The 18,934-nt window shown below is 65.2% G+C and carries 18 protein-coding genes and 1 tRNA gene; 8 read left to right on the top strand and 11 right to left on the bottom strand.

What is annotated here, in order from left to right:
* Window positions 1–12: 12 nt before the first annotated feature.
* From ASC48_RS03430 to rplU, 8 genes are all read right to left on the bottom strand, one after another.
* Window positions 13–1,293 (bottom strand): glutamate-5-semialdehyde dehydrogenase, encoded by a 1,281-nt coding sequence (locus ASC48_RS03430; protein ID WP_055454426.1) that lies wholly within the window; start codon window positions 1,291–1,293, stop codon window positions 13–15.
* 10 nt (window positions 1,294–1,303) lie between these two features.
* A complete protein-coding gene (gene proB / locus ASC48_RS03425; RefSeq protein WP_055454425.1) occupies window positions 1,304–2,455 on the bottom strand; it encodes a glutamate 5-kinase in 1,152 nt (383 codons plus the stop codon).
* Window positions 2,443–3,489, bottom strand: a complete 1,047-nt coding sequence (gene obgE, locus ASC48_RS03420; RefSeq protein WP_055454424.1) for a GTPase ObgE — start codon at window positions 3,487–3,489, stop codon at window positions 2,443–2,445. Before obgE ends, proB begins: the two co-directional genes overlap by 13 nt.
* Before the next feature lie 27 nt (window positions 3,490–3,516).
* A complete protein-coding gene (locus ASC48_RS03415) occupies window positions 3,517–4,083 on the bottom strand; it encodes a GNAT family N-acetyltransferase (RefSeq protein WP_055454423.1) in 567 nt (188 codons plus the stop codon).
* Complete coding sequence (locus ASC48_RS03410) at window positions 4,083–4,652, bottom strand: GNAT family N-acetyltransferase (RefSeq protein ID WP_050473331.1); 570 nt, start codon at window positions 4,650–4,652, stop codon at window positions 4,083–4,085. The genes ASC48_RS03415 and ASC48_RS03410 overlap by 1 nt, the downstream gene beginning before the upstream one ends.
* Complete coding sequence (locus ASC48_RS03405; protein WP_208975526.1) at window positions 4,649–5,200, bottom strand: GNAT family N-acetyltransferase; 552 nt, start codon at window positions 5,198–5,200, stop codon at window positions 4,649–4,651. The genes ASC48_RS03410 and ASC48_RS03405 overlap by 4 nt, the downstream gene beginning before the upstream one ends.
* 177 nt (window positions 5,201–5,377) lie before the next feature.
* On the bottom strand, window positions 5,378–5,647 hold the full coding sequence (gene rpmA / locus ASC48_RS03400) for a 50S ribosomal protein L27 (protein ID WP_055454421.1): 270 nt from the start codon (window positions 5,645–5,647) through the stop codon (window positions 5,378–5,380).
* A 50-nt stretch (window positions 5,648–5,697) separates the two neighbouring features.
* Complete coding sequence (rplU, locus tag ASC48_RS03395; protein WP_055454812.1) at window positions 5,698–6,072, bottom strand: 50S ribosomal protein L21; 375 nt, start codon at window positions 6,070–6,072, stop codon at window positions 5,698–5,700.
* Between the two features lie 959 nt (window positions 6,073–7,031).
* Between rplU and ASC48_RS03390 the strand changes: the two genes are divergently transcribed.
* Window positions 7,032–7,121 (top strand) — tRNA-Ser (locus tag ASC48_RS03390).
* Between the two features lie 69 nt (window positions 7,122–7,190).
* On the opposite strand, the gene ASC48_RS03385 is transcribed toward ASC48_RS03390, so the two are convergent.
* Window positions 7,191–7,808 carry a TetR/AcrR family transcriptional regulator gene (locus tag ASC48_RS03385; RefSeq protein ID WP_055454420.1) on the bottom strand — a complete coding sequence of 206 codons (618 nt, stop codon included), beginning with the start codon at window positions 7,806–7,808 and terminating at the stop codon, window positions 7,191–7,193.
* 217 nt (window positions 7,809–8,025) lie between these two features.
* Here ASC48_RS03385 and ASC48_RS03380 point away from each other — a divergent pair, with 217 nt between their 5' ends.
* Genes ASC48_RS03380 through ASC48_RS03370 form a run of 3 tightly spaced genes read left to right on the top strand, consistent with a single transcriptional unit; the run spans window position 8,026 to window position 13,270 of the window.
* A complete protein-coding gene (locus ASC48_RS03380) occupies window positions 8,026–9,099 on the top strand; it encodes an efflux RND transporter periplasmic adaptor subunit (RefSeq protein ID WP_055454419.1) in 1,074 nt (357 codons plus the stop codon).
* Window positions 9,096–10,181, top strand: a complete 1,086-nt coding sequence (locus ASC48_RS03375) for an efflux RND transporter periplasmic adaptor subunit (protein ID WP_055454418.1) — start codon at window positions 9,096–9,098, stop codon at window positions 10,179–10,181. Before ASC48_RS03380 ends, ASC48_RS03375 begins: the two co-directional genes overlap by 4 nt.
* Window positions 10,178–13,270 carry an efflux RND transporter permease subunit gene (locus tag ASC48_RS03370; protein ID WP_055454417.1) on the top strand — a complete coding sequence of 1,031 codons (3,093 nt, stop codon included), beginning with the start codon at window positions 10,178–10,180 and terminating at the stop codon, window positions 13,268–13,270. Before ASC48_RS03375 ends, ASC48_RS03370 begins: the two co-directional genes overlap by 4 nt.
* 79 nt (window positions 13,271–13,349) lie before the next feature.
* Here the strand turns inward: ASC48_RS03370 and murJ are convergent, their stop codons facing one another.
* Both murJ and phnF read right to left on the bottom strand, forming a co-directional pair.
* Window positions 13,350–14,885, bottom strand: a complete 1,536-nt coding sequence (gene murJ / locus ASC48_RS03365; RefSeq protein WP_055454416.1) for a murein biosynthesis integral membrane protein MurJ — start codon at window positions 14,883–14,885, stop codon at window positions 13,350–13,352.
* A 113-nt stretch (window positions 14,886–14,998) separates the two neighbouring features.
* Window positions 14,999–15,709 (bottom strand): phosphonate metabolism transcriptional regulator PhnF, encoded by a 711-nt coding sequence (gene phnF, locus ASC48_RS03360; protein ID WP_055454415.1) that lies wholly within the window; start codon window positions 15,707–15,709, stop codon window positions 14,999–15,001.
* A 154-nt stretch (window positions 15,710–15,863) separates the two neighbouring features.
* On the opposite strand from phnF, the gene phnG reads away from it, so the two are divergent.
* From phnG to ASC48_RS03340, 4 genes are read left to right on the top strand one after another with little or no spacing between them, the layout of a single operon-like run.
* Window positions 15,864–16,325, top strand: coding sequence for a phosphonate C-P lyase system protein PhnG (phnG, locus tag ASC48_RS03355; RefSeq protein WP_055454414.1), 462 nt, complete (start codon window positions 15,864–15,866; stop codon window positions 16,323–16,325).
* Window positions 16,325–16,939: a phosphonate C-P lyase system protein PhnH gene (phnH, locus tag ASC48_RS03350; protein WP_055454413.1), complete on the top strand. Its 615-nt coding sequence runs from the start codon at window positions 16,325–16,327 to the stop codon at window positions 16,937–16,939. Before phnG ends, phnH begins: the two co-directional genes overlap by 1 nt.
* A complete protein-coding gene (locus tag ASC48_RS03345; protein ID WP_055454412.1) occupies window positions 16,939–18,039 on the top strand; it encodes a carbon-phosphorus lyase complex subunit in 1,101 nt (366 codons plus the stop codon). Before phnH ends, ASC48_RS03345 begins: the two co-directional genes overlap by 1 nt.
* Window positions 18,036–18,926 (top strand): alpha-D-ribose 1-methylphosphonate 5-phosphate C-P-lyase PhnJ, encoded by an 891-nt coding sequence (locus ASC48_RS03340; RefSeq protein WP_055454411.1) that lies wholly within the window; start codon window positions 18,036–18,038, stop codon window positions 18,924–18,926. Before ASC48_RS03345 ends, ASC48_RS03340 begins: the two co-directional genes overlap by 4 nt.
* Window positions 18,927–18,934: the final 8 nt, after the last annotated feature.

The raw sequence follows: 18,934 nt of genomic DNA, 5'->3' as shown, positions 1-18,934 counted from the left end.
GTCATGGGTCCGTTACGGGCGAAGCTGGCCGTTGCCGTGTACGCGGTACTTGAAGGAGGTCAGCTGCTCGACCCCCACAGGCCCGCGCGCATGCATGCGGCCCGTGGCAATGCCGATTTCCGCGCCCATGCCGAATTCGCCGCCATCGGCAAACTGGGTGGAGGCATTGTGCAGCACGATGGCCGAATCCACCTCGGCAAAGAAACGGCACGCCGCCTCTTCGTCCTCGGTCAGGATGCAGTCGGTGTGATGCGAGCCGAAGGTCTCGATATGCTCGATCGCTTCATTCAGCCCGCCGACGATGCGCACGGAGAGGATCTTGTCGAGATACTCGGTCGTCCAGTCCTCATCCGTTGCGGCAAGCGTGCCGGGGCACAGATGCTGCACCTCTGCATCGCCGCGCACCTCGCAGCCCTTGTCCTGCAGCGCCTTGATGATGCCGGGCAGCAGGTCCCGGGCCACGGCGCGGTCCACCAGCAGCGTTTCCAAAGCGCCGCAGATGCCGGTGCGGCGCAGCTTGGAATTGACGATCACATCCGTTGCCTTTGCCGGATCGGCCGCCTTGTCGAGGAAGATGTGCACGATGCCTTCCAGATGCGCGAAGACGGGCACGCGCGCGTCGTTCTGCACCCGTGCGACAAGGCTCTTGCCGCCGCGCGGCACGATCACGTCCAGATTGCCGCCAAGGCCCTTCAGCATTTCGCCGACGGCATCGCGGTCTGCCACCGGCACCAGCTGGATGGCATCGCCCGGCAGGCTGGCCGCTTCCAGCCCCTTCTGCAGGGCAGCGTGTATGGCAAGGTTTGATTGCAGTGTGTCGGACCCGCCGCGCAGGATCACCGCATTGCCAGCCTTCAGGCACAGCGCTCCGGCATCTGCCGTAACGTTGGGGCGGCTTTCGTAAATGACGCCGATGACGCCGAGCGGCGTGCGCACGCGCTCGATCTTCAGCCCGTTGGGGCGCTCCCATTCGGACATGACGCTGCCAACCGGATCGGGCAGGGCGGCGATAGCCTCAAGCGCCCGGGCGATATCCTCGATCCGCTCCGCCGTCAGCGTGCCGCGGTCGAGGAACGAAGCCGTCTGGCCGTTGGCCGTCATCGTTTCCACGTCCCGCGCATTGGCGGCAAGGATCGCGGGCGTTGCCTCGCGCACGGCAGAGGCCATGGCGCGCAGGGCGCGGTTCTTCTGCTCCTCTGGGGCAAGGCTGAGCTTGCGGGCTGCGGCGCGGGCACGCTTGCCCAGATCCGCCATCAGTGCCGTAATGCTGCTTGCTTCAACCTTGTCCTGCATCGGATTTTCCTCAGGCTTCTTTCTCGAACTGGGCGTCGTCCAGCGCCAGATCATCGCGGTGGATCATCTCGGCGCGGCCCGGATAGCCGACGATGGCTTCGATCTCGCGGCTGTTGCGGCCCGCGATCATGCGTGCCTCTGCCGCATCATAGGCAATGAGGCCGCGCCCCAGCACCCGGCCTTCCGGGGAGATGATCTTGACCGTATCCCCGCGCGAGAAGCCACCCGAAATATGAGTGATACCCGCAGGAAGCAGGCTCTTGCCGGATTTGAGCGCGGAAACCGCGCCTGCATCCAGATGCACTTCGCCGCGCGGCTCCAGATGGCCGTTGATCCAGGCCTTGCGGGCCGTGGCGGGGGTGGAGGCGGCAAGGAACCACGTGCAGCGCACGCCCTCATCAATGGCGCGCAGCGGGTTCATGCGCTTGCCCGAGGCAATCGCCATCACCGTTCCGGCGGAGGTGGCAATCTTGGCCGCGTCGATCTTGGTCTTCATGCCGCCGCGCGACAGCTCCGACCCGGCGCTGCCTGCCATCGCCTCGATCTCCGGCGTGATGCGCGGCACTTCGGGCAGGAACACCGCATCCGGATTGGTCGCCGGGGGGGCGGTGTAGAGCCCGTCGATGTCCGACAGCAGCACGAGACAGTCGGCGGTTGTCATGGTGGCAACGCGGGCGGCGAGCCGGTCATTGTCGCCATAACGGATTTCCGAGGTGGCGACCGTGTCATTCTCGTTGATGATCGGCACCGCCCCCATGCGCAGCAGCGTGCCTATGGTGGCGCGGGCGTTGAGATAGCGGCGGCGTTCCTCCGTGTCGCCCAGCGTCAGCAGAACCTGCCCCGCCTTCAGCCCCTTGCGGCCAAGGCATTCGGAATAGGCCTGCGCCAGCGCGATCTGGCCCACGGCGGCGGCGGCCTGGCTTTCTTCCAGCTTCAGCGGCCCGCGCGGCAGGCCGAGCACGCCGCGCCCCAGGGCGATGGAGCCGGAGGACACCACCAGCAGCTCGCAGCCCTTTTCCGCCAGCGCGGCTAGGTCATCGACGATGGCTTCCAGCCACTCGCGCCGCAGCTTGCCGTTTTCGACAAGCAGAGCCGAGCCGATCTTCACAACAATGCGCTTGAATTCACCAAGCTGCCGGGTTGCCTGCTTCACGGACGCCATCCTTCTTCAGGACGGGAGGGAACCTCGTTTGCGGCATCCTCCTTGTCCTTGTCGATTGCCCTGATGATCATGCGCAGCGCCGTGTCCACATTCTCGCGGCTGGCCGACGAGAGGATCAGCGGCTTGCGGCCACAGGCGGCTTCCAGCGAGGCGGCCCGTTCGGCCCGCAGCTCCGGCGACAGCGCGTCGGCCTTGGACATGGCGACGATTTCCGGCTTGTCTTCCAGTCCGTTGCCATAGGCCTCCAGCTCGCCGCGCACCACGCGGTAGGCTTCGCCCGGATCTTCGACGCCCGAGCCATCGACCAGATGCAGCAGCACGCGGGTGCGCTCGATGTGGCCAAGGAAACGGTCGCCCAGGCCCGTGCCTTCATGCGCGCCCTCGATCAGGCCCGGAATATCGGCCAGCACGAAGCCGCGCCCGTCCAGCTCGACCACGCCGAGGTTCGGATGCAGCGTGGTGAAGGGGTAATCGGCGATCTTCGGCTTGGCCGCAGACACGGATGCCAGGAACGTGGACTTGCCCGCATTGGGCAGGCCGACGAGGCCGGCATCGGCGATGAGTTTCAGCCGCAGCCAGATCCACTTCTCGATGCCCTCAAGGCCCGGATTGGCATGGCGCGGCGCCTGATTGGTGGAAGACTTGAACTGGGCATTGCCGAAGCCGCCATTGCCGCCGCGCAGCAGCAGCAGGCGCTGGCCGGGTTCGGTCAGGTCGGCGATGACGGTCTCGTTGTCCTCTTCGAGGATCTCCGTGCCCACCGGCACGCGCAGCACCACATCACTACCCTTGGCGCCCGTGCGGTTGCGGCCCATGCCGTGGATGCCGGTTCCGGCCTTGAAATGCTGCTGGTAGCGGTAGTCGATGAGCGTGTTCAGCCCCTCGACGCATTCGACCCAGACGTCGCCGCCGCGCCCGCCGTCGCCGCCATCGGGGCCGCCGAATTCGATGAACTTCTCCCGACGGAAGGAGACAGCACCGGCACCGCCATTGCCGGAGCGTACATAAATCTTGGCCTGGTCGAGGAACTTCATATCATGTCCATTTCTGCTGCCCGCGCGTCAGGCATCACTAGATTCCAGAAAACGCGCGCGCTCAAGGCGTGTGCGGATTGAAGCCGCCGCCGTGCCGGTGGCAAGGCTGGCGCAGGTGCCGGTGCCCGTCTCGCGGAACCCCAGCCTGCGCAGCGCAGCCAGCGACGCGGCATTGCCCGTCATGACCTCTGCCTCCAGAGCCTCATGATCTGTGACGGCAAAGAACCAGCCAAGCGCAGCCTTCAGGGCTTCGCTCATCAGGCCCTGACCCCAGAAGGGGCGGCCAAGCCAATACCCGATCAGGGGGCTTGCGTGCAACTCGCGAAACGTGATCGAGCCAATGAAGGCATCATTCCGGTCAATGACCAGATTGATGGTGGTCAGATCCGTCCCGTCCATCGCCGCCTGCAGCCAGGCTTGCGCATGGTCTGCCGTATAGGGATGCGGCATCCGCGCCAGCGTGCGGGAGACCTCGATATCCCCGGCCAGCGGGACAATATCAGCGGCATCGGCGGCCCGTGCCGGGCGCAAGGTCAGCCGGGGTGTGCCGAGCGGCAGGCCCTGCCATTTGCCGCCGCTCTGCGCCGTGCCCATCAGGCTGCCGCCTTGCGCTGGCGGAAGGCCTTGCCATCCAGCCGCACGACGATGTTGCGCACCTTGCGGTCCAGTGCCCTTGCATAGCGCTCGGTGATGGCTTCCGGCTGGAAGCCAAGCTTGCGCAGGAGTGCCCGCGAGGCGGCATTTTCCTCGAACACCCGCGCGGCAACGGCCGTGCAGCCATGGGCGGCAAAGGCCCAGTCGAGCGCCGCTTCCGCTGCTTCCCCGGCATAACCGAAGCCCTGGAAGGGGCGGCCCAGCCAGTAGCCGATGGTCGGGCAGCCGGCCGCTTCCGCCAGCTCGCCCGGCGCGTCGATCGCCATGACGCCAATGAAGACGCCGCCCAGCGTGATGGCGAAGACGGCCGCCTCCTCCACCGGATCACAGGTCATCGCCCGGGCCGTGAAGGCCTCGGCCGAGCCCTCTTCATAGGGCCAGGCCATGCTTGTCAGCCAGCGGACAACCTCGAATTCCTGCCCGCACAGGCGGGCGATGGCCTCCGAATCCTCCCCGCGCAAGGGGCGCAGGATGAGGCGGCGGGTGCGCAGTTCCGGCAAGCGGCTCATGACTGGCCTCCCCATTGCTTCAGCGAGCGCCAGACGGAGCGCTCCAGCACGAAGCGCTCGATGGGCACATTGCCGCCGGCCCCCAGCGACCGGGCCATGCCCTGGTCGCGGTACTGGAAGCCGCTCTTGATCAGCACCCGGCGCGAGGCCGGATTGGTGACGCGGCAGCTGCCCTGCAGCTCATACATGTCGCCGTTGCTGAAGGCGTGATCGACCAGCCGGTGCAGCGCTTCGGTGGCAAAGCCGCAGCCCCAGAAGGGCTCGCCCAGCCAGTAGCCGACCTGGATCGGCCCGCCCGGTTCGGCGGCGGCATACTTGGCCTGTCCGATGAAGCGGCCGGTGGCCTTCAGGCGGATGGCAAAACTTGCGTAATGGGGAGTTGCCGTCTGGCTCTTCCGCACGATGGCCCGCGCATCCTCCAGAGCGAAGGGATGGGGCATGGTGGCCAGATGCGAGGCAATCTTGCGGTTGTTGGCGAGAAATACAATGTCTGCCAGATCGTCCTTGCGCGGCATATCGAGCCGGACACGAACCCCTTCCAGCGGCATCCGGGCCGCAACCAGACTGCTTTCGTCTAAGTATCCTTCACTCTCGACAACCATAACTTCCTCCGGTCAAAGAAAAACGAAAAGGGGAGATGGCGTCCCATCTCCCCTTGAACTTTGACCGGTTCACCAGAACCGCCGGGTCGATCAGGACGCCGGCGAACATGGTTTCACTCGGCTTTACTCCGCTGCTACCGCTGCCGGCAGCACGTTAATGAAGGTTCGGCCGTTGGATTTGGCCTGGAATTCCACTTTGCCCTCTACGGTCGCAAAAATGGTGTGATCCTTGCCCATGCCGACGCCGTTGCCCGGATGCCAGGTGGTGCCGCGCTGACGTGCGATGATGTTGCCCGGAATCACGGCTTCGCCGCCGAACTTCTTGATGCCGAGGCGGCGGCCGGCGGAGTCGCGGCCGTTGCGGGATGAACCGCCTGCTTTTTTGTGTGCCATGACGAAACTCCTCGTCTTTCGCTGTTCAAGTTGCGCTGAGGTGGCGGCGATTACTCGCCAGCAGCTTCCTCAGCCTTTGCCTTCTTGGTGGTCTTCTTCGCCGGCTTTGCGTCGCCGGTGGAGATGGCCGTCACCTTGACCAGCGTATACGACTGACGGTGACCGTTGCGGCGCCGGGAATTCTGACGGCGGCGCTTCTTGAAAATGATGATCTTGCGGGTGCGGGCCTGATCGACCACTTCCGCAGTCACGGTGGCGCCAGCCACGAGCGGCGCGCCAACGGTCGTTTCCTCGCCATTGCCGATCATCAGGACCTCTTCAAAGGTCACGGTGGCGCCGGCTTCGGCGTCGAGCTTTTCGACCTTCAGGAGGTCGTCCTGTGCGACGGTGTACTGCTTACCGCCGGTCTTGATCACTGCGAACATGTCTTGCACGTCCTTTTTTTCGTTCTGTTGCCGCATCTCGGGAACCCCTCCCACCGGCCGAAACCACGCCGCAGGCCGTCTGGCCCATGCCGGAGTTTCTTCTCTTCGGGAACAGCCAGCCCTGCGGAAAATCCGGCAGCAATGCTGGATGGTTGGAGGCCTGGAGACAGCACAGTGCACAAGGCCTATTGACCCTATTTCACTGAGCGTAGGCTGTATAACGCCGCGACCAAAGGAAAGTCAATCCACACCCCGCCGCAAACCGCCATTTTTCCGCCCCCGGCAAAGGCGGGCAGGCATGGCGCGGCAGCTTTTCTCTGGCAGTCAGGCGCAGCGCTGCCCGCAGGCACTGGGTCACCCCGGCCTTTGAGCCGGGACCACTCGCTCGCAGAGGGGCGCCATCGTCCTGAGCCTTGGCAACGGGTTGCCGCCGGAAGCTCCACCGACCGCTCTGCGCACGAGTGGTTCCCGGATCTCCGCTGCGCTTCGTCCGGGACGGCGCCTCGTGTGCCGGTTCCGTGCAGTCTGCACCGGGGCGCGTGCGGCCCCGGCAAGTGGCGTCTGCTGGTGGCGCCACGTGTGTATTGAGGCGGCGTTGCTGCCGGGCATGACGGCTTGCCAAGGGTGGGGCTGTCATCCCCACGAAGGTGGGGATCCAGTATCCCCGGAAATCATGCAGTTTACTCCGGCAGACATGGCGGTGAAGGCCGGGCGTGTGGCGGCATTGACCGGGGAACGGCCTGCTCATCACCGGCGGACGGGTGGCTGAACGGAAAAAGGAGACGCAAGTGAAGCCTGCTGCTCCTGAAAACACCCTCAATCCCTTGCCGCTCAAGGCTTTCTGCCGGTCCCGGCTGTGCATGGCAAAAAAACCGGCAAAAGCCGAAATTGCCTCTTGCGGGGGTCGGAACCCTTGTCTATGTTCCGCGCCACTTGAGACCACGTTTGACGTGTGCCGCGGAGAGGTGCCGGAGTGGTTGAACGGGACGGTCTCGAAAACCGTTGTGCGGGCAACCGTACCGTGGGTTCGAATCCCACCCTCTCCGCCATTCACTTCCCTGAAAATTGACACGCGTCCGCAGCTCCGCAACGGGCCAGCGCTTGCAGCGGCGTGCCCTCTACGCTTTCAACCCCGCCATCACCAGATCCAGATGCCCGGCGATGTGGGTGTCGAGGCCGGTGGGCTGGCGGCCGGCGAATATGAGGTGTTCGATCATCATGGCCAGCACGGGACCTGCGATGACGCTGGCGGTGGCGGCGGGGCTTTTGCGGAATTCGCCTGAGGCGATGCCTTCGTCGAGAAGGCTCTGGATCTGGTCCATCAGCGGCTCGACGAACTGGGTGTGGTGCAGGTCGATGACCTGCGGAAAACGGCTGCTCTCCGAAACGACGAAGCGCATCAACTCGCGCATGCGCCGGTCCTCCACCACCTTTTCATAGCTGAGCAGGATCAGCCGCTGCAGCCGCTCCGTGCAGGTGCCGGTGAGGCTGCGGGTTTCTGCCACCAGATCTTCCAGCGGCACCGCAATGTGATTGAGCATGGCGGTGAACAGCTCGTCCTTGGTGGGAAAATAGACATAGACCGTGCCTTTGGTCACGCCGATGCGCCCGGCGATGTCTTCCACGCGTGCGGCGGTGAAGCCGTGTGTCACAAATTCCTCAAAGGCCGCATCCAGAATCTGGGCGGGGCGCAGGGCCTTGCGTTCGGCACGGGTGAGCTTGGCCTTTGGTGTCATTCTTCCAGGTCCGGTTTTTGTTCTGGCGCATCATTTCTATCAAGACTTTCGATGCTGACGCATCACGCCTTGAAGAGGCTCAACCGCCGCGCGGGCTTGACTACTGCCCGGTGAGGCAAGCTCATCGAAAAGTGGCATTTACCTGATTGCTGTTTTTCCATTGACCTTCGAGTCAGTCAATAATAATTTGCCGCATCTTTCTGCGAAAGGGGCAATCATGCGACGGATAGCCACACATATTCCCTGGATGCTCGCTGCCGCCTTTCTGGCGGCCTGCGGGCCGCAGGATGAGCCGCAGCAGAAGCCTGAGCGGCTGGTTCAGGTGACGAAGGTGCGCGAGGTCTCCGTGCCGGACACGGTGACGGCGACGGGGGAAATCCGCGCCCGGGTGCAGTCGAACCTCTCCTTTCAGGTGACGGGCCGGATCATCGAGCGGCTGGTGGATGTGGGCGGCCGCGTCACCGCCGGTCAGGTGCTGGCGCGGATCGATCCGAGCGAGCAGCAGGCGGATCTGGACGTGGCGGTTGCCTCGCTCAATTCCGCCATGGCCGAACGCACGCAGGCGCAGCAGGCCTTTGACCGGCAGCAGCGGCTGTTTGAAAGCGGAGTTACCACGCGGGCCTCGCTGGACAGCGCCCAGGAGCAGCTGACGCGCGCGCAGGCCAATGTGGAAGCCGCGCAGGCGCAGGCCGGCCGGGCGCGCGATGCGCTTGAGCGGACCAGCCTCAAGGCCGATGCGGATGGGGTCATCACCGCCCGCAGCGCCGAGGTGGGGCAGGTGGCGCAGGCCTCGCAGCAGGTCTTCTCCCTTGCTCATGACGGCCCGCTCGACGTGGTGCTCAATCTGGATGAATCGGTCTTTCTGGACCGCAAGCTGGAACCTTTGGTGCTGGTTTCGCCCCTGAGCGGCGGCACGCCGGCCAAGGCGGTGATCCGCGAAATCTCCCCGGCGATTGACCCGTCCACCGGCACGATCCGGGTGAAAATGCAGCTTGAGGACACCGCCTCCCTGCGCCTTGGCAGTCCGGTGACCGCCACCTTGAGCTACAAGCCTGTGCCTGTGATCGAGCTTCCTGCCCCGGCGATGGCCTCGGATGCCGGGCGCACGGCTGTCTGGGTGGTGGACCCGGCTGAGCGCAAGGTCTTGCTGCGCCCGGTCGAGGTGCTGGCCTATAGCAGCGGTGCCTTCACGGTCGCCTCAGGCGTCACGGCGGGGGAACTGGTGGTCATCAACGGCACCAAATTTCTGAGCCCCGGCGAAACCGTCAGTTTTGAGGAGGCCGCCCAATGAGACGCGCTGCCAGTCTTTCATTCCTGTTGCTGGCCGGCTTTTCTCTGGCGGCATGCGAGCCGCATGAGGCCGAAGAGGCTGCGCCGGTCCGCCCGGTGCTGTCCGTGCGGGTGGAGGAAGCGCCTGCCACCCGCCTGACCCTGCCCGGCACCGTGGCAGCCCGTGTCGAGACGGACTACGGCTTCCGCGTGCTTGGCCGCATCGTCACCCGCGATGTGCAGACGGCTGATATCGTCCGCAAGGGCGATGTGCTCGCCACCATCGATCCGGTGTCACTGGAACTGGCGGTGAAAAGCGCCCAGTCCGATCTGGTCAATGCCAATGCCCAGCTGAGCAATGCCATCACCACCGAAGCGCGGCAGAAGACCCTGTTCGAGCGCCAGTCCGGTGCTCTGGCCACTTTCGAGACGGCCGAGCAGGACCGCAAGATTGCCGAGGCGGCGGTAGCAAGGGCCAAGGCCAATCTGGACAAGGCGCAGGAGCAGCTGGGCTATGCCCGCCTGCTGGCCGAGTTCGACGGAGTTGTCACCGGCACCTCGGCGGAAGTGGGGCAGGTCGTCACCGAAGGGCAGACCGTGGTGACGGTTGCCAAGCCGGACGAGCGCGATGCGGTGATCGACGTGCCCGAGGAAGCCAGCGGCAAGCTGAAGCCGGGTGCCGTCTTTGGTGTAGCCCTGCAGCTCGACCCCAGGGTGCAGGCAAAAGGCATCGTGCGTGAAATCGGCCCGGAGGCTGACGGGGCGACCCGTACCCGGCGCGTGCGGCTGACACTGGTGGACCCACCCGAGGCGTTGCGGCTGGGTGCCGTCATCATGGCCTTTGCCGATGTTCATTCCGAAGCCCGGTTCTGGCTTCCGGCATCCGCCATCCGCGCGGAAGGGGAGGCTCGGTCTGTGTGGGTGGTGGACGAGGCTGCCGGCAAGGTGGTCTCCCGCAAGGTGAGAGTGGATGAAACGGCCGCTCAAGGCGGCCGGGTTGCGGTCTTGCAGGGGCTTGAGGCGGGCGACCGCGTGGTCGTGGCAGGTGTGAACATGCTCACGGAAGGCCAGGCCATTCGAGTTGATCAGGAGACGGTCAAGTGAAGAAGTTCAATCTCTCTGACTGGGCGCTGGAGCACCGTTCCCTCGTCTGGTACTTCATGATCGTCTTTCTGCTGGCGGGCGTCTTCTCCTACATGAACCTTGGCCGCGAGGAAGATCCGGCCTTCACGATCAAGACCATGATCGTCAGCGCCCAGTGGCCCGGCGCCTCTGCGGAGGAAATGCGGCTGCAGGTGACGGACCGGATCGAGCGCAAGCTTGAGGAGCTGGAGGCGCTGGACTACACCCGCAGCGAAACGCGGGCCGGCCAGACGACGGTCTTCGTGGAGCTTCTGCCGACGACAAAGGCGAAGGACGTGACCGGCAACTGGCTGCGCGTCCGCAACATGATCAATGACATCAAGGGTGAGTTTCCCAGCGGTGTGCTCGGGCCGTTCTTCAACGACTCCTTCGGCGATGTGTATGGCAACATCTTTGCCTTCACGTCGGATGGGCTGACCCAGCGCCAGCTGCGCGATCTGGTGGAAGATGCCCGCGCCAAGCTGCTGACCGTGGAAAATGTCGGCAAGATCGACATTCTGGGTGCGCAGGACGAGGTGATCTATCTGGAATTCTCCACCCGCAAGATTGCCGCGCTCGGCATCGATCAGCGGGCGATCATCGAGACCTTGCAGGCACAGAATGCTGTCACCCAGTCCGGCTTCGTCGAGGCCGGAGCCGAGCGGATTGCCCTTCGCGTCAACGGCCAGTTCACCTCGGAAGAAAGCCTGAAGGCAATCAATCTGCGTGTGAATGACCGCTACTTCCCGCTGACGGACATTGCCACGATCAGCCGCGGCTATGTGGACCCGCCGTCTTCGCTGTTCCGTTTCAAGGGCCAGCCTGCCATCGGCCTTGCCATCGGCATGAAGGCGGGCGCAAACCTGCTGACCTTCGGTGAGAAGCTGGAAGCCGAATTGCAGCGCGTCGTCCGGGATCTGCCGGTCGGGGTGACTGTAGAGCTGGTGTCGAACCAGCCGAAAGTGGTGGAGGAGGCTGTCTCCGGCTTCACCAAGGCCCTGTTCGAGGCGGTGGCCATCGTTCTGGCGATCAGCTTCATCAGCCTTGGCATGCGCGCCGGCCTGGTGGTGGCGGTCTCCATTCCGCTGGTGCTGGCCATTACATTCGTCTTCATGGAATACACCGGCATCTCGCTGCAGCGCATTTCGCTGGGCGCACTGATCATCGCGCTCGGGCTTCTGGTGGATGATGCCATGATCGCTGTGGAGATGATGGTGTCGCGCCTGGAAGCGGGTGACACCCTCAGGAAAGCGGCCACCCACGTCTATACGTCCACCGCCTTCCCGATGCTCACCGGAACGCTGGTGACGGTTGCGGGCTTCATCCCGGTGGGGCTCAACAGCAGTGCGGCGGGCGAGTTCACCTTCACGCTCTTTGTCGTCATTGCCGTGTCGCTCATCGTGTCCTGGATCGTGGCGGTTCTGTTCACGCCCCTCCTTGGTGTGACGATCCTGCCGAAAACGATGAAGGCGCACCATGAGAAAAAGGGCCGCACCGCTGCGGCCTTTGCCTGGATGCTGAAGCTCGCCATGCGCTGGCGCTGGGTCACCATCATGTTGACTGTTGCGGCCTTCGGCCTTTCGGTTGGCGGCATGAACTTCGTCCAGCAGCAGTTCTTCCCGGCCTCCGACCGCGTCGAACTGATCATCGACTGGAACACGCCCCAGAACAGCACGATTGCCGAAACCAACCGTCAGATGGCCCAGCTGGAGCAGGAAAAGCTGGCTGGCAATCCGGATATCGACCATTGGTCAACCTATGTCGGCCAGGGCGCGCCGCGCTTCATCCTGTCCTATGACGTACAGGCGGCGGCCCCGTGGTTCGGCCAGATCGTCATCGTCACGAAGGATCTGGAGGCCCGCAACCGGTTGCGCGCGGATCTGCAGGCCTATGCGGCGAAGACCTTTCCCGGCAGCGATGTCTTCGTGAAGCTTCTCGACATCGGGCCGCCGGTGGGCAAGCCCGTCCAGTACCGCATCAGCGGCCCGGACGTGCAGCAGGTGCGCCAGCTGGCGCAGAAGTTCGGCACCATCTTCAACGCCCATCCGTTGCTTTCAAACGTCGCCTACAGCTGGAACGAGCCCACGCGTGTGGTGAAGGTGGATGTGCTGCAGGACAAGGCCCGCCAGCTCGGCATTTCCTCGCAGGATATTGCCTCGGCACTGGGCAGCATCGTGCAGGGCTCCTCGGCAACACAGGTCCGGGACGATATCTACCTGATTGATGTCATCGGCCGCGCCCAGGCCTCCGAGCGGGGCTCCGTCGAGACGCTGAAGAACCTGCAGCTGCCCAGCACCAGCGGCAAGTCCATCCCGCTGTCGACGGTCGCCCGGTTCCGCAATGAGGTGGAACAGCCGCTGATCGCCACCCGTGACCGCATCCCCACCATCACGGTGAAGGCTGCGGTGATCGGATCGACCCAGCCGGCGACGATTGTCAATCAGTTGAAGCCGCAGGTGGAGCAGTTCCAGAAGGAGCTTCCGGCCGGCTACAACATCGAGATCGGCGGTTCGGTGGAATCGAGCGCCGAGGCGCAGGGGCCGATTGCGGCCGTGGCTCCGCTGATGCTGTTCATCATGGCCACGATCCTGATGATCCAGCTGCAGAGCTTCAGCCGCCTGTTTCTGGTGTTCGCCGTGGCACCGCTTGCCCTCATCGGGGTGGTGGCGGCGCTGCTGCTCAGCAATGCACCGATGGGCTTCGTCGCCATCCTCGGTATCCTTGCCCTCATCGGCATCCTCATCCGCAACTCGGTCATCCTTGTGGTGCAGATCGAGCATCTGCGGCAGGAGGGCATGCCGGCGTGGAAGGCGGTGATCGAGGCAACCGAGCACCGCATGCGGCCGATCATGCTGACGGCCGCGGCGGCGACGCTCGCGCTCATCCCGATCTCCCGCGAGGTGTTCTGGGGGCCGATGGCCTATGCCATGATGGGCGGCATCGTGGTGGGCACGGTTCTGACGCTCCTGTTCCTGCCGGCGCTCTATGTGGCCTGGTTCCGCATTCCGCGCGATGACAGCCCGGCAGAGCCGCATGGTGACGCGCACGAGGGTGGAGCCGCACACGCCTGAGGTCAGGGGTGAGTTGAAAGAAGACGGGCGGCCAGCCGGAAGACTGGCCGCCCGTTTTGCATGTCAAGGGAGAAGGAAATCAGTGCCGGCGGCGGCGCAGGAAACCACGTGCCGGGTAGAGGATCGCTGCGTAGACGGTGAGGGCGGCACCTGCCAGCAGCGTCAGCGTGGCAAAGGGCACGAGCGCGCCGAGGCTTTGCGGCAGCAGGCTCGAGAACAGCACCAGCGTCTGGTCCTGCAGCAGCATCAGGCCCGCCATCAGCACGGTACCGGTCAACAGCAGAACGGTCAGCCGGGCGGGCGGGGTGCCCATGTAGTCGCGGTGGCGTGCCGTCAGATAAAGCCCCATGGCGTAGATCCACACGCCTGCGGAAGTGCCGGCCGCAAGGCCCGCTGCTTCCCAGGGGCCGGAGAGGGTCGCCTTCAGCGCAACATTCACCAGCGTGGCCACGGCGAGGATCTTCAGCGGCGTCACCATGTCGCCGCGCCCGTGGAAGGAGGCAACGAGGGAGCGGACAGCCAGCGCCGCAGGCAGGCCGAGCGAATAGGCCAGCAGCACCGCGCCTGCCCCGGCGGTGGCGGCGGCATCAAAGGCCCCGCGCTGGAAGAAGGCGGCAATCGCCAGTTCCCCGAGCCCTGCCATCAGCACCGCCACCGGCAGCCCGACGGCAAGGCAGATGTTGAAGGCCTGATCCATGGTGGCGCGCAGCTTCTGCCGGGCTTCGTCCGTCTCGGCTGCAGCGCCCCGGCTCACCTCCGGCAGCAGTGCCGTTCCCAGCGCGATGCCGATGACACCCAGCGGCAGCTGATACAGCCGGTCGGCATAATAGAGGTGGGAAAGGGCGCCGGAGGGCAGGAAGCTGGCGAGGATCGTGTCGGCGAAGATGGCGATCTGAACGACACCGGAAGCAAGCAGCGCCGGCCCGAGGCGGCGGAAGAACAGGCGCACGCCCGGATCAAGCTTCGGCAGGCAGAAGCTGACGGAGAACTCACTGCGGAAGGTGGCTGCCGTCAGCAGCAGAACCTGCGCTATGCCGCCCGCCAGCACACCCCAGGCCGCCGCGCTGCCTGCATCGGGGAACTGGCTGACGGCCAGCAGAGTGCCGATCATGGCGATGTTCAAAAGCACGGGCGCAGCCGCGGCCGCAGCAAAGCGCCGCTCCGCATTCAGCACCGCCGACAGCAGCACCACGATGGACATGCACAGGAGATAGGGGAAGGTGATGCGCGTCAGCTCGATGGCCATGGGCCGGGCGGGGTCTTCTGCGCCCAGCCCCGGCGCCAGCAGGGTGATCAGCGTGCCCGTTGCCACCCAGGCAAAGGCGAGCAGCGCCAGATTGGCGAGCATCAGCCAGGACAGGATCTGCGATCCGAAATGGCGTGCCTTGTCCGGTCCGTCCTTTTCCAGCGTCGCAGCATAAGTGGGCAGGAAGGCTGCGTTGAAGGCGCCTTCGGCAAAGATGGCGCGGAAGTGGTTCGGCAGGCGGAAGGCCAGCATGAAGGCATCGGCAATGGGGCCTGCCCCAAGCACGCCAGCCATGATGAGGTCGCGGATGAAGCCGAGCAGCCGGCTCAGAAGGGTCAGTCCGCCGATAAGGCCAAGGCGACGCAGCATGTCTTGACGTTCCGCACATCAGGCCGGACACCGCGCCCGCCTGCGGCGTGCTGCTTACCCCATATCCGCGCCGCCGTCACGCCGCGGCCGCTGGGGGGCTGTTCTCCGGCGGCCTATTCCGGTGCCATGGTGAGGGACACCCGGTCCCCGGCAAACCAGGTGATGCCATATTCGATCGGCTTGCCATCCTCCGTCACATTGACCGAGACGGAGCGCAGGATCGGTGCGGCTTCGGCGATCTGCAGCGTCAGGGCCTGCACGGGGCGGGCCAGCTTGGCTGTCAGGCGGGTCTGGGCACGGGTGTAGTCGGCGATGCCGCAATCGGCCAGCGCCTCGGTAATCGACTGCCGCCCCGCCATGGCCTGCAGGAAGCCGGGCACGCGCGCAGCCGGAAAGACCGAGCGGAACAGCGCCAGCGGCACCCCATCGGCCAGGGATACGCCCTCCACCACATGCACCGGGTCACCGGGAGCAAGTTGCAGCGCTTCGGCTTCCTTTTCGCCGCAGGCCCGGGTTTCCATCAGGCTGATGCGGCGCGAGGCCAGGCGGCCGCTGGCGGCTAGGTTCTGCTGAAACCGCACCCGCCGGCCGATGGCATAGTCCGTCGGCTGGATGGTGACGAAGACACCCGCCCCGCGCCGCGAATGCACGGTGCCCGCCTCTGCCAGCGCGCCCAGGGCATGGCGCACCGTATGCCGGTTCACGCCAAAGCGGGCAGCAAGCTGCGCCTCTGTCGGCAGCTTGTCTCCGGGCTTGTAGTGGCCTTCGGCAATCTCGGCCGAAAGCGTGTCCACGATGGATTTCCAGATTGCGCTGCGCGCCATTGCCCTGCCCCGAAGTCTCTGCATGCCCGATGCTGAATGCCGCCCGTCGCAAAAATTTCACAAGACGGCGGTTGAACCGCATGGCCCCTTGCGATATCAATATGTCTAGTTGTCTATTATTATATAGACAGGATCCAAAGATGTCGAGGTGCCGATGAAGTCCGCCGTTTCCCCCAAGGAGGACGAGCCGCACAGCCAGCGCAAGGTCTGGCTGTCGCTGCTGGCCAAGGCCAGTCCGGCGCGTCTGGCCGTGCTGTTTCCGGAACTGCCGGACCACACGCTGCTGCGCCGTCCCGAAGCCGGGGCGGTGATGGTGCGGGGGCGGATGGGCGGCACGGGCGCGCCCTTCAATCTGGGTGAGATGACGATCACCCGCTGCTCCGTCCAGCTCCCCGGCGGCGAGGTGGGGCATGCCTATGTGCAGGGGCGCGACAAGGCCCATGCCACCCGCGCGGCCTGTGTTGATGCGCTGATGCAGACAGAGGCCGCGGCAGATCTTCAGGCCCGCGTGCTGGATGTGCTGGCCGCAGAGGCAGCCAGCGCCCGGCAGCTGCGGGCGGAAAAGGCCGCCGCCACCAAGGTCGATTTCTTCACCCTCGTGCGCGGAGAAGACTGATGACGCCCAACAACGCCCTGACCGGCGCCCTGACCGGCGGCTTCGCCGACGCGCCCATCGAAGCAGCGCGCGCCTTCCGCTGCCTGCTGGAAGCGCTCGCCCGCCCCGGCACCATCCGCACGCTGGACGCGGCCCAGCCGCCGCTGCCCGTTTCCCCTGCCGCCGGAACCGTGCTCCTGACCCTCGCCGATACCACGACGCCGGTGTTTCTGGCAGGTGACGCGGATTGCGAGGCCATGCGCGGCTGGGTCACCTTCCACACCGGCGCCCCGGTGCTGACGGCGGCCAGCCTTGAGGCAGGGGCAGATGCCGCCAGCATCCGCTTTGCCCTCGGACGCCTTGAGGACCTGAAGCCCTTCATGGAGCAGTTCTCCATCGGCGGCCCGGATTATCCGGACCGCTCTGCGACGCTGGTGCTGGAAGTGGAGCGGCTTGCTGCCGAAGGCTGCCGCCTGAGGGGGCCGGGCATTGCGGATGAAGCCCTGCTGAACCTGCCCGATCCGGAGCTGTTCCGGCAGAACCATGCACTCTTTCCGCTTGGGCTCGACTTCTTCCTGACCGCAGGCCGCCAGATCGCCGGGCTGCCGCGCACAACCATCGTGGAGGCTTGCTGATGTATGTCGCCGTCAAGGGTGGCGAACGCGCCATCGGCAATGCCCATGAATGGCTGGCGGAGGAGCGGCGCGGGGACACCTCCGTCGCCGAACTCACCGTGCCGCAGATCCGAGAACAGCTGAAGCTCGCCGTCAACCGGGTGATGGCGGAGGGCAGTCTTTATGATCCCGATCTTGCCGCCCTCGCCATCAAGCAGGCGCGCGGCGATCTGATCGAGGCCATCTTCCTCATCCGCGCCTACCGCACCACCTTGCCGCGCTTCGGTGCCTCGCTGCCGGTGGAAACGGCCGGCATGGCCGTGGACCGCCGGGTTTCGGCCACGTTCAAGGACCTGCCGGGCGGGCAGATCCTCGGGCCGACATTCGACTACACCCACCGGCTGATCGACTTCAAACTGGTCGCCGAAGGGGATGTTGACCCGGCCCCGCAGGCCCCGGCAGAAGGCGGACCGGTGCCACATGTCACCGGCTTTCTTGGCCGTGACGGGCTCATTCAGGAGGAGCCGCTGAGCGATGCCACCCCGCCGGACCTGACCCGCGAGCCGCTGGAGCTACCCGCCAGCCGCCCCTTGCGGCTGCAGGCGATCACGCGCGGGGATGAGGGCTTCATCCTGTCGCTCGCCTATTCCACCCAGCGCGGCTACGGGCGCACCCATGCCTTCGTCGGCGAATTGCGCATCGGCACGGTGGCGGTGGAAATGGATATTCCGGAACTGGGCTTTGCCATCGAAATCGGCGAAATCGAGCTGGCGGAATGCGAGACAGTCAACCAGTTCACCGGCTCGCGCACCGAGCCGCCGCAGTTCACCCGCGGCTATGGCCTCGTCTTCGGTCAGTCGGAGCGCAAGTCCATCGCCATGTCGCTGGTGGACCGGGCTCTGCGCTGGCAGGAACTGGGCGAGGACTACATCGGCGCCCCCGCGCAGGATGAGGAATTTGTGCTGTCTCACTGCGACAACATCCAGGCGACAGGCTTTCTGGAGCACATCAAGCTGCCGCATTACGTGGATTTCCAGGCGGAGCTGGAACTGGTGCGCCGCCTGCGGGCGGAAGCAGAAGCCGCCCGCAACGCAACCGCCGGCAGGGAGGCCGCCGAATGACCGACGATGCCTACAACTTCGCCTATCTGGACGAGCAGACCAAGCGGATGATCCGCCGCGCCATCCTCAAGGGCATTGCCGTTCCCGGTTATCAGGTGCCCTTTGCCAGCCGCGAGATGCCGATGCCCTATGGCTGGGGCACAGGCGGTGTTCAGGTGACGGCGGCCTGCCTTGTGCCGGAGGACCGGCTGAAGGTGATCGATCAGGGAGCGGACGACACCACCAACGCGGTCAGCATCCGCCGCTTCTTCCAGCGCACGGCCAGCGTTGCCGTGACCGAGCGGACCGGTGAGGCAACCCTGATCCAGACGCGCCACCGCATTCCGGAAACGCCGCTGACCGAGGGCCAGATCCTCGTCTATCAGGTGCCGATCCCCGAGCCCCTGCGCTTTCTGGAGCCGCGTGAGACGGAAACACGCAAGATGCATGAGTTGGAGGAATACGGCCTCATGCATGTGAAGCTCTATGAGGACATCGCCCGCCATGGCGAGATCGCCACGGCCTATGATTATCCGGTGAAGGTGGAAGGGCGCTATGTGATGGACCCTTCGCCGATCCCGAAATTCGACAATCCGAAGCTTTCGGGCAATCCGGCGATCCAGCTTTTCGGCGCGGGGCGCGAGCAGCGCATCTATGCCCTGCCGCCCTACACGCAGGTGGTCAGCCTCGACTTTGACGATCACCCCTTCGTTCCCGGCAAGGCGCCGCATACCTGCGACCTGTGCGGGGCGGAAGACAGCTATCTGGACGAGGTGATCACGGATGACGCCGGCAGCCGGATGTTCGTCTGTTCCGACACCGATTATTGCGGCCAGCGGCAGGCCTGCGGCCACACCGGGCGGCTGAGTGCAAGCCCGGTTGCCGGGGCAGGGGAGATGGTGCGATGAGCCTTCAT

The sequence above is a fragment of the Pannonibacter indicus genome (genome assembly GCF_001418225.1).
GTDB classification, from domain to species: Bacteria; Pseudomonadota; Alphaproteobacteria; order Rhizobiales; family Stappiaceae; genus Pannonibacter; species Pannonibacter indicus.
Note: the sequence above shows the minus strand (reverse complement) of the source record. Positions and strands in the feature narration are given on the sequence as shown.